General features: G+C 54.4%; 15 protein-coding genes. 5 read left to right on the plus strand and 10 right to left on the minus strand.

Annotation, left to right across the window (positions count from 1 at the left end; genetic code table 11):
* Positions 1-13 precede the first annotated feature (13 nt).
* From ACOOGA_RS01160 to pdxH, 5 genes are all read right to left on the minus strand, one after another.
* Positions 14-457 (minus strand): acyl-CoA thioesterase, encoded by a 444-nt coding sequence (locus tag ACOOGA_RS01160; protein ID WP_420430707.1) that lies wholly within the window; start codon positions 455-457, stop codon positions 14-16.
* Positions 454-1,590 (minus strand): iron-containing alcohol dehydrogenase, encoded by a 1,137-nt coding sequence (locus tag ACOOGA_RS01165; protein WP_417460961.1) that lies wholly within the window; start codon positions 1,588-1,590, stop codon positions 454-456. The genes ACOOGA_RS01160 and ACOOGA_RS01165 overlap by 4 nt, the downstream gene beginning before the upstream one ends.
* Positions 1,591-1,629: 39 nt before the next feature.
* Complete coding sequence (locus ACOOGA_RS01170; protein ID WP_417460962.1) at positions 1,630-3,078, minus strand: coniferyl aldehyde dehydrogenase; 1,449 nt, start codon at positions 3,076-3,078, stop codon at positions 1,630-1,632.
* 138 nt (positions 3,079-3,216) lie between these two features.
* Positions 3,217-5,364: a methyl-accepting chemotaxis protein gene (locus ACOOGA_RS01175; RefSeq protein ID WP_417460963.1), complete on the minus strand. Its 2,148-nt coding sequence runs from the start codon at positions 5,362-5,364 to the stop codon at positions 3,217-3,219.
* Positions 5,365-5,517: 153 nt separating this feature from the next.
* Positions 5,518-6,120, minus strand: coding sequence for a pyridoxamine 5'-phosphate oxidase (gene pdxH, locus ACOOGA_RS01180; protein ID WP_417460964.1), 603 nt, complete (start codon positions 6,118-6,120; stop codon positions 5,518-5,520).
* Positions 6,121-6,281: 161 nt separating this feature from the next.
* Here pdxH and ACOOGA_RS01185 point away from each other — a divergent pair, with 161 nt between their 5' ends.
* The 4 genes from ACOOGA_RS01185 (at position 6,282) to aroC (ending at position 10,283) form a co-directional block, all read left to right on the plus strand.
* Positions 6,282-7,247, plus strand: a complete 966-nt coding sequence (locus tag ACOOGA_RS01185; RefSeq protein WP_417460965.1) for a DnaJ C-terminal domain-containing protein — start codon at positions 6,282-6,284, stop codon at positions 7,245-7,247.
* Entirely contained in the window at positions 7,247-8,293 is a 1,047-nt protein-coding gene (locus tag ACOOGA_RS01190) for a YihY/virulence factor BrkB family protein (protein ID WP_417460966.1), read from the plus strand. The genes ACOOGA_RS01185 and ACOOGA_RS01190 overlap by 1 nt, the downstream gene beginning before the upstream one ends.
* 75 nt (positions 8,294-8,368) lie before the next feature.
* Positions 8,369-9,184: an enoyl-ACP reductase FabI gene (locus ACOOGA_RS01195; protein ID WP_417460967.1), complete on the plus strand. Its 816-nt coding sequence runs from the start codon at positions 8,369-8,371 to the stop codon at positions 9,182-9,184.
* A 22-nt stretch (positions 9,185-9,206) separates the two neighbouring features.
* Positions 9,207-10,283, plus strand: a complete 1,077-nt coding sequence (gene aroC / locus ACOOGA_RS01200; protein ID WP_417460968.1) for a chorismate synthase — start codon at positions 9,207-9,209, stop codon at positions 10,281-10,283.
* Here aroC and ACOOGA_RS01205 read toward each other — a convergent pair.
* The gene (locus ACOOGA_RS01205; RefSeq protein ID WP_417460969.1) at positions 10,259-10,933 is read right to left on the minus strand and encodes a DUF6064 family protein; all 675 of its coding nucleotides are present in this window, start codon (positions 10,931-10,933) and stop codon (positions 10,259-10,261) included. The two genes, aroC and ACOOGA_RS01205, sit on opposite strands and share 25 nt — an antisense overlap.
* On the minus strand, positions 10,933-11,859 hold the full coding sequence (locus ACOOGA_RS01210) for an aldo/keto reductase (protein ID WP_417460970.1): 927 nt from the start codon (positions 11,857-11,859) through the stop codon (positions 10,933-10,935). The genes ACOOGA_RS01205 and ACOOGA_RS01210 overlap by 1 nt, the downstream gene beginning before the upstream one ends.
* A 141-nt stretch (positions 11,860-12,000) precedes the next feature.
* Between ACOOGA_RS01210 and ACOOGA_RS01215 the strand changes: the two genes are divergently transcribed.
* Complete coding sequence (locus tag ACOOGA_RS01215) at positions 12,001-13,017, plus strand: alpha/beta fold hydrolase (RefSeq protein ID WP_417460971.1); 1,017 nt, start codon at positions 12,001-12,003, stop codon at positions 13,015-13,017.
* Here the strand turns inward: ACOOGA_RS01215 and ACOOGA_RS01220 are convergent.
* From ACOOGA_RS01220 to ACOOGA_RS01230, 3 genes are read right to left on the minus strand one after another with little or no spacing between them, the layout of a single operon-like run.
* Positions 13,014-13,598: a hypothetical protein gene (locus tag ACOOGA_RS01220; protein ID WP_417460972.1), complete on the minus strand. Its 585-nt coding sequence runs from the start codon at positions 13,596-13,598 to the stop codon at positions 13,014-13,016. The two genes, ACOOGA_RS01215 and ACOOGA_RS01220, sit on opposite strands and share 4 nt — an antisense overlap.
* Before the next feature lie 15 nt (positions 13,599-13,613).
* Positions 13,614-14,882 (minus strand): 23S rRNA (uracil(1939)-C(5))-methyltransferase RlmD, encoded by a 1,269-nt coding sequence (gene rlmD, locus ACOOGA_RS01225; RefSeq protein ID WP_417460973.1) that lies wholly within the window; start codon positions 14,880-14,882, stop codon positions 13,614-13,616.
* On the minus strand, positions 14,875-15,621 hold the full coding sequence (locus ACOOGA_RS01230) for a TlyA family RNA methyltransferase (protein WP_417460974.1): 747 nt from the start codon (positions 15,619-15,621) through the stop codon (positions 14,875-14,877). The genes rlmD and ACOOGA_RS01230 overlap by 8 nt, the downstream gene beginning before the upstream one ends.
* Positions 15,622-15,635: the final 14 nt, after the last annotated feature.

Consider the following 15,635-nt stretch of genomic DNA (forward strand, 5'->3'; position numbering starts at 1 on the left):
CCAAACCGTTAGGTCAGGCGCCTATATGGATGGTTTCCAAAAGCGCCTTGAACTCTTCAGGTAATGAAGTGGGGCGCCTTGTCTCCTTGTCCACATAAACATGGACAAAATAGCCCTCGGCCGCAGGCACATCACTTTGCTCGGAAAAGAGGCCAATCTCATAGCGAACGCTTGACCGCCCAATATGACTGACGCCAATACCTGCTCGGATATTCTGCGGAAACTCAAGCGGTGCGTAATAGCGGCAGTTGGTCTCAACCACGAGCCCGATGACAGCCCCACCATGTATATCAAGCACGCCACCTTCGATCAGGAAGCGGTTCACCGCTGTGTCAAAAAAGCTGTAATAAACCACGTTATTCACGTGACCATACACATCGTTATCCATCCATCTTGTCTGGATCGGGGCAACATGCTTATAGGCCTTAATTGGCTTGGGCTCAGATCTATCCCTCACCATGCCGCCTCATAAATTGCGCGGGCATCATCAAGCGTCACCTCCCTCGGGTTATTGACCAACAAGCGTGTTTGCTTCATGGCGTCTTCCGCCAGCATGGGGAGGTCATTATGACTGATACCAACGTCCCTTAAGCGGCGGACAACCCCTGTCTCCTCGGTTATCTGGTCAATCCAGCGGAAGAAAGCACCTGCGCTGGCCTCCTGCCCCATATGCGCCGCCAACGCTGCATACTCATGCGCGGCTGCATCCTCGTTAAATTTGAGCACATGTGGCAGCACAAGTGAGTTTGAAAGCCCGTGTGGTATATGGAAGTGCCCACCAAGGGGATAAGCAAGCGCATGAACCGCAGCGACTGGCGCATTGGCAAAGGCCTGCCCTGCCAACATGGCCCCAACCAGCATGGCACGCCGGGCATCAAGGTTTTCTCCGTCACGGCACGCGAGCACGATATTGCTGCCCAACATCAGGAGCGCCTGTTTTGCAAGGCCATCAGAAATCGGGTTCTTTTTGATCTTGCTCGTATAAGCCTCTATCGCGTGCACCATGGCATCGATGCCGGTAGCCGCCGTGATATGAGCGGGTAACCCGGTGGTTAATGTCGCATCCAGCACCGCCAAGTCTGCAAGCAGTGTGGCATCAACAACGCCCATTTTCGTCGTTTCGCCAGTTGTGATGATGGAGATTGGTGTGACCTCAGAGCCAGTACCTGCCGTTGTAGGCACCTGTACCAGAGGCAAACGCCCGCCCCTGATCTGGTCGACACCATATATATCACCAAGTTTTTGTGCGTCTTTTGCCAGAACGGCAACAAGCTTGGCCACATCCATTGAGCTGCCGCCACCAAAACCAACTACAAGATCGGCTTTATGGGCTATCGCGGCTTCAGTAGCGGCAAGCACCACGGCTTCTGAAGGGTCAGCCTCAACGCCATCAAAGAGAGCATGCGCAAGCTCAGCCTCATCAAGCGCCTTTAACGCCTTGCCGACAAGGCCAAGCTTCACCAGCCCCGCGTCGGAAATGACAAAGGGGCGCTCACAGCCAAACCGGGCACGCAAGGTGCTACCCAAATGCTCTGTTGCTCCGTCCTCTACCAGAACGGAAGCCACACTATTGAAGTTAAACGCGATCATCTGGCATCCCCTCGGCCAGCCCCGCCCAACAACGGTGGGTTATTTCAGCTGGCGTTCCACATTTTTCCGCAGCTTGTCAGTATAGGGCGGCACGATGCCGAGAACACCCCCGATCGACATTTTTGGATGCCTGAGCACTGACTTCTGGTGGCTGAACTCAAGAAACCCGTCATAGCCATGATAGTGCCCCATGCCACTGTTGCCCACACCGCCAAATGGCAGGTTTTCGTGTGCGCCATGCCACAAAACATCATTTACCGTAACACCGCCTGATGTCGTACGGCTTAGCACATCTGTCTCTTCCGCCTTATCCTGCCCGAAGTAATAGAGCGCGAGGGGTCGTGGCCGGTCATTGATATAATCAATCACTTCCTCAACCTTGTCATAAGTGCGGACAGGCAGGATGGGGCCAAAAATCTCTTCCTGCATCACTTTCATGTCGTCGGTCGGGTCAAGGATCAATGCAGAAGGTAGCTTGTTCGCCTGGTTTTGCCCGGCGAAATCTTCCTCCGCCGGATTGATGATGCGGACATCCGCGCCTTTTTCTCGCGCGTCCTCGATATATCCTTCCAGCCGTTCACGATGCCGGGCGCTGATGATCGAAGTATATTGGTCATTCGCCAGCATGCTCGGGTACATCGCAGACACCTTTTTGGTGTAGCGATCAACAAATTCGTCACGGCTGTCACGTTTGATATTCAGATAATCTGGTGCAAGGCAGATCTGGCCTGCATTCATATGCTTGAAGGTCGCCACCCTCTCGATCATGCGGTCCATATCCGCACTTTCACCTACAACGACTGGGCTTTTACCGCCCAGCTCAAGGGTCACAGGGGTCAGATGTTCAGATGCTGCCCGCATGATCAGCTTGCCAACAACAGGCGCGCCGGTAAACATCAGGTGATCCCATGGCTGGCTTGAAAATGCCTGACTGGTTTCAACAGCTCCGTTCACCACGGCTATTTCTTCTTCACCGAAGTGTTTGGAGAATACTTCCTTGAAAAAGGCAGAAGTCCGCGGCGTATGCTCGCTTGGTTTGATCACCACCCGGTTTCCCGCAGCCAGCATTTGCGCAAGCGGCACAAACACCATCGTCAGCGGGAAATTCCACGGCGTGATAAGGCCTACAACGCCTTTGGGCTGGGGCACAACTTCAGCCTTTGCGCCCAAAAGCCCCAGCGGGAACTGGAGCGAACGCTTGCTGGGCCGCATCCATTTTTCCACATGCTTGCTGGCATCTTTCAACGCGCCTGCGGACGCAACCACATCTGCAAACAACGTGGTTTCCGCAGACCTGTTGCCAAAGTCTTCTGAGATCAGGCGGATATAATCGTCCTTATAATCCAAGAGGCAGGCGAGCGCACGCTTTAGCCTGTCTTTCCGCACAGAAGCAGAGACAAACCCTTCCGCTGTATAACTCGCGCGTTGCGCAGCCAGTATTGCCGCGATCTCTTCTTTAGGCGTTTCGACCTTGTGCGTGCCGTCCATGGTCACTCCCCTTCCCACATTGGATCACAAAAAATATATGCCTTAAATCTAGTCCGCATTTTCTGGACTTCAAAGTCCAAAATAAAAATGGCCCCCGATGGGAGGCCATTTATCATGTTTTATTGCGGCAATAATTTGTTAAGCGGACTTCAACAGCCTGACTGCTGGTTCAGAGGGCTCTGTCTCTCCACCCTCTTCTCTTGTGTCTCGTATTTCAGCAAGGAAGCGCTCCACCTCCAGCTTGAGTGCATCGGCCTCATTCATCATATGCCTCGCATGGTCCTGCAGGTCTGAGGTCATGGCCTCTGTTTCTGTCGCAGCAGCACCTACAATCGTGACACTCTCGCGCACCAGTTCCGTACCGCTTGAGACATACTGGACATTTTTGGCGATCTCTTCCGTCGCAGCTACTTGCTGCTCAACAGCCGCAACCACAGACTGACTGACTTCGTTCATTTCCCCGATTATCTGCCCAATACGTTCAATCGCACCACCGGCATCGCCTGAAACACGCTGGATCTCGCTCACATATGTAGCAATCTCTTCCGTTGCGCGGCCAGACTGGGCCGCTAGGTTCTTCACTTCATGTGCCACAACCGCGAAACCGCGCCCTGCCTCACCCGCACGCGCTGCTTCAATCGTGGCATTAAGCGCTAGAAGGTTGGTTTGTTCAGCAATGTCTTTGATCATTTTGACAACCGTACCGATCTGATCTGCTGCTTTAGTGAGACCCGCAACAGTTTCTGTGGTGCGCGTTGCCTCTGTCACAGCGCTTTGTGCCACGCTCGCGCTGTGGCCAAGTTCGCTTCTCACAGACCGAAAGGATACTGAAAGTTCCTCCGTCGCCCCGGCAACCGCATGCACATTGTGTGAAGCTTGCGCTGTTGCACTGTGAGTGTTTTCAACCTGATCGTTGGTTTGCTGTGCGTTCGCGACGAGTGACGATGACGCCTCGGCCATGCGGCGGGAGGCGCCCGCCACAGCGTCAACCACCCCCATTACGCGTCGCTCAAACGCATCCGCCATCTGAAGACGTTGTTGCATGCGAGCCTGGCGTCTCTCTGCCCTGCTCTGCTCTTCTTCCTTCTCGCGCTCACGAATTAATCTGGCTTGTTCGCGCTCACGTTCGCGCTGCGCTTCTGCTGCCGTAGCTTCAGACGCACGCTTTTCTTCGGCCATACGTTCAAGTTCAAACGCCTTGCCCTTGAAAATCGCGGCGGCCTCAGCCATCCGCCCCAGCTCATCACCCCGGTCAGTGTCCGGAATAGCTACGGTTTTATCCCCGGCTGCCAGTTTAGCGACTGCACTTGTGATACGAGTGAGAGGATTAGCAACCGAACGACCAATGAACCAGGCAAGGACTGCAGCAATGGCAGCGCCGATCAGCAGCCCGATAAAGCTTTGCTTGGTGGAGGCCTTCACGGCTCGCATCATATTATTCAGCGCCAAAGTTTGCCCAGCCCTTGCGCTTGACTTCACTTGGTCTGTTACCCGCTCAATCTGGCGCGCAGCGTCATCTAGCTGATCGAGCGCACCGTGCATGGCGGTTGATGTCGCCTGCTTTTGGCGCAGGCTTTGGCGTATAACGTCACCATCGCGCCGCACATAACGCACAATAGCCTGTTGGCGGCGGGGTAACGCACGAAGCGCAACAGCGGCCTCTTCTACCAAATCGTCCAGTTCCTGCCCGGATTCGATTGCCGCCTCAAAGTCACTTGATGCACCGGACGAGATATAAGCAATACTTGACTGGTTAAATCTGGCAACAAGCGGAGACACCCGCACCGCCAGCGCTTTCGCATCACCTTCCTGCCCCTCCAGAAAATCCACAAGATTTTGGGAAGTCTGCTCAAGTTTACCCACGCCAATCACGACCACCTGAAGGGCGTCGTTCTCATTGCCGAGGCGGTTTTCCATCGCTGTGAACACCTCGTCAAACGCGGTGGCGACCTCAGTGAGCTTAGTGACAGTTCCCTGTTCACCGTTCGCAAGCAGAAGCATTTCCACCTGTTTGCGGCTAGTGTCCGCACGGACACGTAATTCCGCAACACGTTCTTTGTCAGCATTAAGACCTGAGAAGGCAAATGCGCGCAACGCAAGCGTTTGTTCGCTTACATCGGCCGTATAATCATTCACGAACCGCACTATATCGGTTTTGGCGATGATCTGGCTTGATACGCCATCCAGCCCCCGCAAACCGAAAGCGGAGATCAGATTAGCTGTCGCAAGCGTGACAATAACGGCTGAAAAGCCCAGAAGAATTCTAACCCGAACAGAAAAACGCATCTCTTGACCCCCGCATAACGAAAGGTGGATGCGATGCGCTCGATCCCCTTTCATGATTGTTGCGAGGGACCATACGCGTGACAAATGACACTTTTTTTAAACGCTGATCACACTTCTGTGCACCTGAGAAAACCGAACGGTTTCGTCAAGCGTTTAGGGGTAAAGCTCAGCCAAATTCCAACAGTGCCCAGCGCCATTCAGCGAGAATGTGACACGTTCATGAAGCCTGAATTTCCGGTCGCGCCAAAACTCAAAATAATTAGGCACCAACCGGAATCCCGACCAGTTCTCAGGCCGCGGTACGTCACCCACGCTGAATTTTGCCGTATACTGCGCGATCGCGGCTTCAAACTCAAAACGCCCGGCCATTTCACGAGACTGCTTGGACGCCCATGCTCCGATACGGCTGGCCCGCGGGCGGGATGCAAAATAAGCGTCAGCTTCCTCATCAGAGACCCTCTCAATTGGCCCTTCAATGCGCACCTGCCGCCGCAGTGATTTCCAGTGGAACAGCATCGCCGCGTTCATATTTTCGGCTAACTCCTCACCCTTGCGACTGTCCAGGTTGGTATAAATAACCAGCCCGCGCTCATCGCAACCCTTCATCAACACCATACGAACGCTGGGAAGGCCCGACTTGGTGGCCGTTGCAAGGGCTACAGCGGTCGGGTCGTTTGGCTCACTTGCTTCCGCTTCCTTGAGCCAATCATTCAACCTGCTAAACGGTTCTTTGAATTCTGCAGTTTTTTCACTCATGCTATTTCCTCAAAAGTCCGCTGAATATAACAGGTTTTCTTCAATTTACGCGCTGGCAAAATGTCACGCCATGCACTGCATTATTGCGTGGCTCACCAGACTGCTTATATGATAGCCAAGCAGTTGATTTAGTATATAGTTTTGCACTCAGAAACAATCTTATGAGCGACCTTTATAAAATATTGGGTGTCGAGCGTGATGCAAGCCAGGACGAGGTAAAAAAAGCTTACCGCGAACTGGCCAAGAAGCTACACCCCGACAGGAACAAAGATAACCCAGGCATTGCTGATCGCTTCAAACGCGTATCGGCAGCGTACGGTATTCTTGGTGACGCCAAACAGCGAAGCCGCTACGACCGTGGGGAAATCGACGACAATGGTTCCGAACGTCCAACTCCATACGGATTTGGCGACAGCCAGAGCCGTGGCCGACGTTATAGCTCTGACGGTCGCTTCGATCCGTTTGATTTCGAGGAAGCCAGCGATGTCTTCTCGAGCTTCTTTCGGTCAGCAGGAGCCAGAACCAGCCGTCGGGGCACTGAAGGCGGCGCAAAACGGCCACGCGAAAACCCGTTCGAGACATCCGGCCGCCGCAAAGGGCTGGATATCAACTATAAAATCACCATTGGTTTTGAAGAATCGATCATTGGCGGCACCAGGCGCATTTCGTTAAACGATGGTCGCACGCTGGATATCAAGATCCCCTCAGGCATCAAAGATGGCCAAGTGATCCGGCTGTCTGGCCAGGGCGGCCCGGGTGTTGGCGGCGCTCCTAAGGGTGACGCCCTCGTGGAAGTAGCCGTTGCACCGCACCCTTACTACAAGCGTGACGGGCTCGATATCCTGCTTGATCTGCCGATCTCCCTTGATGAAGCTGTTCTGGGTGGCGACATTCAGGTCCCCACACCCAAGGGACGGCTGACCATTCGTATCCCGAAAAACAGCTCCAGCGGCAAACGCCTTCGCCTCAAGGGCAAAGGCGTGAAACGCGGTGAAGAGACCGGCAACATGTATGTCACCCTCAAGCTGATGCTGCCCACAGAGCGCGATGCAAATCTTGAAAAACTGGTCAAGGACTGGGGCGGCCAAGGTGGTGACGCCATGCGGCGCAAGGCAGGCTTGATCTAATGAGTGACCTGTTGCCCGAAGAAATTACAGCACCCGTAAAAAGTTACGAACGGCACAGGAAAGTTTGGCTGCGGGCCATTGCTCTCTTCTTTGGCAACACTGGCATGGCAGCTGCTGGCAATATGGCTTTCCTGACCATGTTGTCACTGTTTCCCTTCATCATCTTCCTTGTCGCGGTTTCGGGCTTTATGGGGCAGACAGAACGCGGGCTTGAAGCCATTGCTTTCATGCTTTCCGTATTGCCGCCTGAGGTGGCAACCGTAGTTGATGGTCCTATCCGGGGTATTATCAAAAACACAGGCGCCGAAATACTTACCGGTTCCATCCTTTTTGCGATCTGGACCGCCGCAAACGGCGTAGAAGCCGCCCGCGAGGTCCTTATCAAGGCGTTCGGCAAAGAACATGCCCGTGCCATGTGGATCAGACGGCTGGAAAGCCTTGGCATAGTTATCTTCGGTGCCATTACCGTTGTTATCGGCATGTCGGTACAAGTTTTAGGCCCACCCCTTTTCAAGGCATTCACCAGCCTGTTTCCTGACGCAGTTTCCGAAGGCCTCGATGCCTTGTGGGGGTATTTGAGCCTGCTTGTAAGCCCGGCCGTGCTTGCGCTTGGGCTTTACACCATGTTTGCGGCCCTGACACCGCGGCGGGTTTACAAGCCGTCGCGCCTGCCCGGCACTCTCCTGAGCCTTGTGGTGTTGATTGCAACAGCGCGGGGGCTATCGGTCTACCTCAAGTACGCCGGAAACTATGACGTCACCTACGGGTCGCTGGCAGGCGTTGTTATCATGCAGCTCTTTTGTTTCCTCGTCAGCCTTGGTTTTGTTCTGGGAGCAGAGCTGAATGCCGCTTATACTTTCGAAGGTCGTGATAACAAAGAACCGGACAGCCTAGACACTCAGGAACCTCCTGAGATGCCAGAAGACTATCGGGAACATATCGCAACCAGCGAAATAAACGCATCTGACGGAGATGGTGTGGCGGGTGACAGCACGGCACAACCACCGACAGAAAGCGATAAAAGCAAGCCGCAACAAAGCGGTTAAAGCGATTGACGGCGGACATTCTTGGTGTAGGATGCGCCGAAATTTGAGCCTAACAGATATATAAAGGGGGCTATCATGACAAAACTGATGGAAGGTAAACGCGGCCTTGTAATGGGTGTAGCGAACGACCGCTCAATGGCTTGGGGTATTGCCAAGGCATGCGCCGAACAGGGCGCCGAGATTGCGTTCTCTTATCAGGGTGAAGCGCTTGAGAAGCGCGTGCGTCCTCTTGCACAGTCGATCGGTAGCGATTTCCTTGCCGAATGTGATGTATCAGACGGTGCTTCGATTGACGCGCTTTTTGAAACCATCGGTGAGCGCTGGGATAATCTTGATTTTATCGTGCATGCTATTGGTTATTCAGACAAATCCGAGCTTCGTGGTCGTTATCTTGACACCTCGCTCAACAACTTTCTGATGACCATGAACATCTCCGCCTACAGCTTTGTAGCCGTGGCACAGCGCGCAGAAAAACTGATGAACAACGGCGGCGCAATGCTGACCCTGTCCTACTACGGCGCTGAAAAAGTTGTTCCGCATTATAACGTTATGGGTGTTGCGAAAGCCGCCCTTGAGTGCAGCACCCGCTATATGGCGCGAGACCTTGGCGAGCAAAATATTCGTGTGAACTGCATCTCTGCAGGCCCAATGAAAACGCTGGCGGCATCCGGTGTTGGTGATTTCCGCATGCTTTTGAAGTATAATGAGAAAAATGCACCGCTTCGCCGCAACATCACGCTTGATGACGTGGCTGGTGCAGGTCTTTACCTGCTGTCGGACCTCTCGTCTGGCGTCACTGGCGAAACCCATTATGTGGATGGCGGTTTCAACACCACCTGTATGCCGACCGACGATGACGTTATGAAAACTTTCATCTCTCTGCTCGACTAAGCGGAAGTAACCGGAGGGCGCGATGTCCTATAATACGTTTGGACGACTGTTTCGCTTCACCACATGGGGGGAAAGTCACGGACCCGCGCTTGGCGCAACGGTCGATGGCGTACCTCCCCTGCTGGAGATATCAGAAGCGGAAATCCAGACGTATCTCGACAAACGTAAACCCGGGCAAAACAAATATACCACCCAGCGCCGCGAACCAGATGCTGTCAGAATCCTGTCCGGGGTGTTTGAAGGCAAAACAACTGGCACGCCTGTGCAGTTGATAATCGAGAACACCGACCAACGCTCCAAGGATTATGGTGAGATTGCCAAAAGCTTCCGCCCCGGCCACGCCGACTATACCTATATGGCAAAATATGGCATTCGCGATTACAGAGGCGGCGGACGCTCAAGCGCGCGGGAAACAGCTGCACGAGTTGCTGCCGGTGCTGTTGCACGCAAGGTACTAGGGGACGGCATTACCATTCGCGCCGCGATGGTACAGATGGGCCGCACCAAGATAGACTATGCGCGTTTCGATTGGGCTGAAGTTAATAATAACCCCTTTTTCTGTCCCGATGCAGAAACCGCCAAAACATGGGCCACTGAACTGGAAGCTATTCGTAAATCCGGCAGTTCTATTGGTGCTGTAATTGAAGTGGTAGCGGAGGGCGTACCTGCAGGCTGGGGCGCGCCGGTTTATGGCAAGCTGGACGCTGATCTCGCAACCGCGTTGATGAGCATCAACGCCGCCAAGGCCGTGGAAATTGGTGCTGGTTTTGAGGCTGCCTGCCTCACGGGCGAAGAAAACGCCGATGAAATGGTACCCGGCACGAACGGGAAACCGGACTTCCTATCCAACAAAGCAGGCGGCATACTCGGTGGTATTTCAACAGGGCAGCCAGTTGTGGCACGCTTTGCCGTAAAACCCACAAGCTCGATCCTGACACCACGCAAAAGCGTTAATCTGGACGGTGAAGCTACGGAAGTGGTTACCAAAGGCCGCCATGATCCTTGTGTCGGCATCCGCGCTGTTCCTATCGCAGAGGCCATGATGGCGCTTGTGCTCGCTGACCACAAGCTGCTTCACCGCGCCCAATGCGGCGAATAACGCCGATATAGCGCTCCTGCAACTGTCACCCCCATCACCAAGGGCATAAGCCACCAGCTTGGGCTTTCCATCGCCCACAATAGCGCGCCGCGCAAAATCGCCCACGTGGCAGGTGCCAGATAGAGAAGCCAGTGACTTCGTGACGCTGCAAGTAAAAGCGAGCAGGTGGCCAAGACAGTGGCATCAGGCGTGAGCCAAACCATCTCTTCCATCGCCATCTCCCTACCCTCAACAATAGCAAGCCCGGGGACCAGCAGAGGAATACCAACAAACAAGGCAAGCCCAATAAGCCTTATGCCGTACGGTCTGTCGGTGAAGCTCAGACGACCACTAACTACGCCGACTATTAAAAGCAGTGCTTCAAACACGAATAAGCCAGAGAAATAGGGTGCAGCCCAGCTGATGGTGGCGTAATAGCTTTGGAAATAGACAATGGCCGCCCAGAGCCAGCCAGCGGCCACGATCACGCCGACGGCCAACCCTGACCATTGTTTCGGGCGATAGATCAGGCCGATGACAACAAAACTGAGAATAAGGGCCACAAAATGTAGCGGCCATATCGCCTCATTATATCGCGCCAGAAGGCGGTAATAAATTTCCGGTGAATACATCAGGAAATCGCTGATGCTATAGCTCAACAGGTCTTCCATCAAAGGTCTTCTATATATGCCACCATGCGACGGCGCAGGTTTGGCTCAGGCAACTCACCTGTGCAGGCCGCCATATTCTCCTGAACATGATCGACACGGGTCGTGGCAGGTATCGCGCAGGTAAGCGCCGGGTGAGAGATGATATATTTGAGTGCAAAATCTGCCCAAGTCTGCAACCCAGCCTCTGTGGCCCAGTTGGGAAGCGGCTCCCTTTTGAGCGCCCTGATCAGCCGCCCGCCTTGATAGGGCCGGTTTGCGATCACAGCAACACCTCGCTCCTGCGCGAGTGGCAACAACCGATTTTCAGCGTCTTGATCGGCAAGGTTATAGGTTAGCTGCACAAAATCGATCGTCTGAGAGGAAAGGATGTTCTCGAGCTCCCGGTGCCGCCTGCCATGCGACGTGGTGACCCCAATGTAACGCAAGGCGCCAGCCTGCTTCATCTCACGCAGCATAGGCAGATGTTGCTGCCAATCCACAAGATTATGAACCTGCACCAAAGAGAACTGGTTGATGCCCCAATGGCGGGTGCTTTCTGCAATCTGGCTCTCGCCATCACCGCTGGTCCAGACCTTATCAGCTGCGATCAGCCCCTCTGGCCGACCAAGGGCGTTTAGCCCAAAGCCAATTGTGCTTTGGCTTGAGCCATACATGGGTGAGCTGTCGATAAGCCGCCCACCGGCCTCAAAAAAGGCCTTCATCACCTCTGTGGAACGCGCCAGTCCGGTCGGGTCATCGCCTACATTAAAGGTAATCCAGCTACCCAAGCCAACGGCTGGCAAGGCTTCACCACTTGCAGGCACTGTTTTTACAATTCTCTCCAACGCTTTCAGCGGATAGTTCAAGGCAAACGGAAGCATAGCCGTGGCCAATGCCGACTTCAGGAAAACCCTTCGCGTTCGCTCGGCCTCTATTCCAGCTTTCATAGCGTTTCCTCTATAATTTCATTATATAATAACATAATTATAGAAAATGCTCATGTGCCCATTGGTTTATTCCCCCGGTGGCTCTATCGCTAGCTTTGCCTGCATAACTGAGCTACCCTTCGCGCGATCAAGGGGAAGTATATGGCTAAATGGCTCAAATACGGGGTGGCTGCACTTGTGCTGGCCCTAGCGCTCATTGTCTACTGGGCGTGGACACCGGACATTCCCCACGAAGTGCTGGCAGAGAAATACGCGACCGGTGCCTCTGATTTCCTTGAACTGCCGTCAGGCGCGCGCGCCCACATTCGTACACGCGGTAATTTTGAAGGCAAAACACTTATTCTGCTGCATGGTTCAAACGCTTCTCTGCATACGTGGGAGCCTTGGGTTGATGCGCTGGACGCCGATTATTTCATCGTCACTGTCGACCTGCCCGGCCATGGCCTCACAGGTGCAACGCCTTCGGAAGACTATACATACAACGGCATGGTAGCTTTTGTTGATGAGCTTGTAGAAACGCTCAACCTCGAGAATTTTGTTCTGGGCGGTAACTCAATGGGCGGCGGTGTCACCCTCGCCTATGCGCTCCAGCATCCGGGAAAACCGGACGGGCTGATCCTTGTTGATGCTGTAGGCATTCCCGTGCCCGAGAACACCCGCGTTGAAACAAGTCGCCCGCTCGCGTTTGACCTTGCGGGCCATTGGTATAGCGACTGGATTTTGGAAAATATCACGCCGCGCAGCATCGTTGAGGAAGGCTTGAAGAAGTGCTTCTTTGACAATAGCAATGTCACGGAAGCTAAAATCACCCTATATTGGGAGCTGGCGCGCCACCCTGGCAACCGCGGAGCTACCGGCAAACGTTTTGCCTGGTACCGCGATGGCCGGTCCTCGTTGGACATCACCCCGATCAAGCTGCCTACGCTCATTCTGTGGGGGGAAGAAGACAGCCTTATCCCGGTGGAGACTGGGACACAGATGCATCAGATGATAGAGGGCAGCGAACTGATCACCTACCCCGAGGTCGGCCACCTGCCGATGGAGGAAATCCCGGCCATTTCTGCAAATGCCGTCCGCACGTTTCTCAACCAGTTTACGGCCCCCGCTCCCGTTGAACCTGATAACAGCGCTGAGTTGGAAGCCGAGGTCAGTAATTAGTCTTCAGTGGTTTTCTGCGAGCTGCACATTTTTACCTGCAGCGGCCTAGCGCGCCGATTACTGGCCATCCAGCATTCCTTGTATAGTGAGCAATAACAAACACTTACAACAAGGTTTTCTGAAAATTTGCGAAGAAGCGCGGCGTTCTCAGGCATGGTATCCAGCTTGATGGGCACAAGGCTTTCACCTGCGGGAATGAAGGTGCCTGCAGTGGCCGCTGAAAGTGTCACACCGTCAACGTTGCGCTTATCACCTGCAATATGGACCTGATCATCGGTGCCGCTAGCAATGATCTCCTGCCATCCGCGTGCGGAACTACCTTCCACCTCAACTGAAAAGCCTTCCAACACTGCCGGGCCGATACCCTGATTAACCAACCCAACGCTGAAACTGCCCTCGGTGTCGCCAATGTGACTGCCGGTATACACAAGCACCGCAGGCATAACTGAGAGGCGCTGATGCTCACGTTCCATCATCGCTTCTTCGCGCATGACCTGAGTTTGCAGTATAGCCACAACAACAGCTGCAACGGCGGTAACCATCGCCGTTATGGAAACCAGAACTTCCAGTTTGATTTTCAAGCTAGCCTCCCCGCTCTACAATCTTCTAGTGAAAACACCCACAAGCTCAAGGTGCGGAGACCAAAGGAACTGGTCAACCGGCAAAACGCTTTCAAGCATATAACCGCCATCGACCAAAGTGCGGGCATCCCGGCTGAAGGTATTGGGGTTGCACGATACCGCCACAACGCGGGAAACGCCCGACTTTGCAATCTCAGCAACCTGTGCCGACGCACCCGCTCGAGGTGGATCAAAAACAACCGCGTCAAAAATCTTCAGCTCATCTGCGGTGAGCGGCCTGCGGAACAAATCCCGATGCCGGGGAATAATCTGCTTAAAGCCGTCCGCAATATTTGCGGCGGCGGACAGCGCGTCAAGCGGCCTCTTGGCACCTTCAGCCGCCAAAACCTGATGCTCACGCGCAAGCGGGAAGGTGAATGTACCAATACCGCAGAAAAGATCGGCAACCCTGCCAAGGCCCTTACAGGCGTCTACCACAGCCGCTGTCAGCGCCAACTCGCCTTCGTCAGTGGCCTGAACAAAGCTTGCAGGCGGCAAAAGCACCCGCGCGCCAGCAAAATTCATCACAGGTTCCCGCCGGATGGCAACCGGGTCCAGGAAACCCTGTTCCTGCCAATGCAGCGCGGCAATGTCATGCTCGTTCGCAAAATCGCTCAGGCGTTCCCGATCTGCGAGATCAAGCGCTTTGGGTGCCTCAATCAGCATATCAATGCCGCTTGCCGTCAGCGTCATATGCACGGTTGCCGCCATGCGTTGGCTGAGGATCGGGCCTAACAAATCGCGAAGCGGGGTAAAGAGCGTGGTCAGCTCAACCCGTGTCACGGGGCACATATCCGCGTTGATAATTCGGTGGCTTTGGCGCTCGTTAAAACCAAGCACCACACCAGCTGCTGTCTTCAAGGCTTTAAGGGCCACACGCCTTCGGCTGGATTTTGGGCTGATCGCGGGCTCAAGAACAAGCACATCGTCGAAACCATGCTGCCTGAGCGCCATAAGCGCCCGCTCGCGCACCCAGTTTTCATAGGTGTCGTCCCCAAAAAATTGCAATTGGCAGCCGCCACAGGCGCCAAAATGCACGCACGCGGGCTCCTGCCTCACCCTGCTCGGCGTCAAAATCTCAACAAGGTCACAATAAAGGCCGTTGCGGCGAGTCTCCAACACCTTGGCACGCACCCGGTCCCCCGGCATGCTGAAGGGGACAAAAACCGGTGTGCCGTCATACTCACCAACCCCGTCACCCTGGGCACCAAGGCTGGTGATGTCCACCTCCATTATGTCAGCCACACTGTTTCTCGCCATATATCAGGAACTCAATGTTGCCCTCTGGGCCTTTTATGGGGCTTTCGGTAATACCAACAGCCCGCCAGCCTTCAAGGCCACCCAGCCAGGCACGAATATCATCGCACACCGCCGTGTGAAGCGCCGGGTCGCGCACCACCCCGCCCTTGCCAACATTCTCTCGTCCCACCTCAAACTGAGGTTTGATAAGCGCTATCAGCTTGCCGCTCTCTTTCACCAAAGCAAGTGCTGCGGGCAAGACTGTTTTGAGCGAAATAAAGCTGGCATCACACACCACCATATCTATGGGCTCGGGAATTTCGGCCTCCGTCAGGTAACGCGCATTGGTTTTCTCAAGCACGACAACACGCTCGTCATTCCTGAGTTTCCAGGCAAGCTGGCCGGAGCCCACATCAACCGCATAAACACGCGACGCACCATTTGTCAGAGCCACATCCGTAAAACCACCTGTTGACGACCCCACATCAATGACAACAGCGCCGGCGACATCCACGTCAAACTCAACCAGCCCTTTTTCGAGCTTCAACCCACCCCGGCTTACCCAAGGGTGATCTTTCCCGCGCACATCAAGAGGCTGGTCATCTTTAATCTGCTGCCCAGCCTTCAGAATCTTGCTTTCGCCAGAAAACACCACGCCTGCCATAATCAGCGCTTGCGCTTTGGCACGGCTTTCAACAAGGCCCCGGTTCACCAGCGCTACATCAGCCCGGATTTTTGCGGCCATATCGTTTAGTCCCT

Origin of the sequence: Kordiimonas sp., assembly GCF_965216265.1 — a bacterium.
GTDB lineage: Bacteria > Pseudomonadota > Alphaproteobacteria > Sphingomonadales > Kordiimonadaceae > Kordiimonas.

Excerpts from the sequence above, each read along its gene's own strand:
- ACOOGA_RS01210 (WP_417460970.1), bottom strand. The coding sequence starts at position 11,859 with ATGAAAGCTGGAATAGAGGCCGAGCGAACGCGAAGGGTTTTCCTGAAG.
- ACOOGA_RS01195 (WP_417460967.1), top strand. The coding sequence starts at position 8,369 with ATGACAAAACTGATGGAAGGTAAACGCGGCCTTGTAATGGGTGTAGCG.
- ACOOGA_RS01215 (WP_417460971.1), top strand. The coding sequence starts at position 12,001 with ATGGCTAAATGGCTCAAATACGGGGTGGCTGCACTTGTGCTGGCCCTA.
- ACOOGA_RS01170 (WP_417460962.1), bottom strand. The coding sequence starts at position 3,078 with ATGGACGGCACGCACAAGGTCGAAACGCCTAAAGAAGAGATCGCGGCA.
- aroC (WP_417460968.1), top strand. The coding sequence starts at position 9,207 with ATGTCCTATAATACGTTTGGACGACTGTTTCGCTTCACCACATGGGGG.
- ACOOGA_RS01190 (WP_417460966.1), top strand. The coding sequence starts at position 7,247 with ATGAGTGACCTGTTGCCCGAAGAAATTACAGCACCCGTAAAAAGTTAC.
- ACOOGA_RS01185 (WP_417460965.1), top strand. The coding sequence starts at position 6,282 with ATGAGCGACCTTTATAAAATATTGGGTGTCGAGCGTGATGCAAGCCAG.
- ACOOGA_RS01165 (WP_417460961.1), bottom strand. The coding sequence starts at position 1,590 with ATGATCGCGTTTAACTTCAATAGTGTGGCTTCCGTTCTGGTAGAGGAC.
- ACOOGA_RS01230 (WP_417460974.1), bottom strand. The coding sequence starts at position 15,621 with ATGGCCGCAAAAATCCGGGCTGATGTAGCGCTGGTGAACCGGGGCCTT.
- pdxH (WP_417460964.1), bottom strand. The coding sequence starts at position 6,120 with ATGAGTGAAAAAACTGCAGAATTCAAAGAACCGTTTAGCAGGTTGAAT.
- ACOOGA_RS01205 (WP_417460969.1), bottom strand. The coding sequence starts at position 10,933 with ATGGAAGACCTGTTGAGCTATAGCATCAGCGATTTCCTGATGTATTCA.
- ACOOGA_RS01175 (WP_417460963.1), bottom strand. The coding sequence starts at position 5,364 with ATGCGTTTTTCTGTTCGGGTTAGAATTCTTCTGGGCTTTTCAGCCGTT.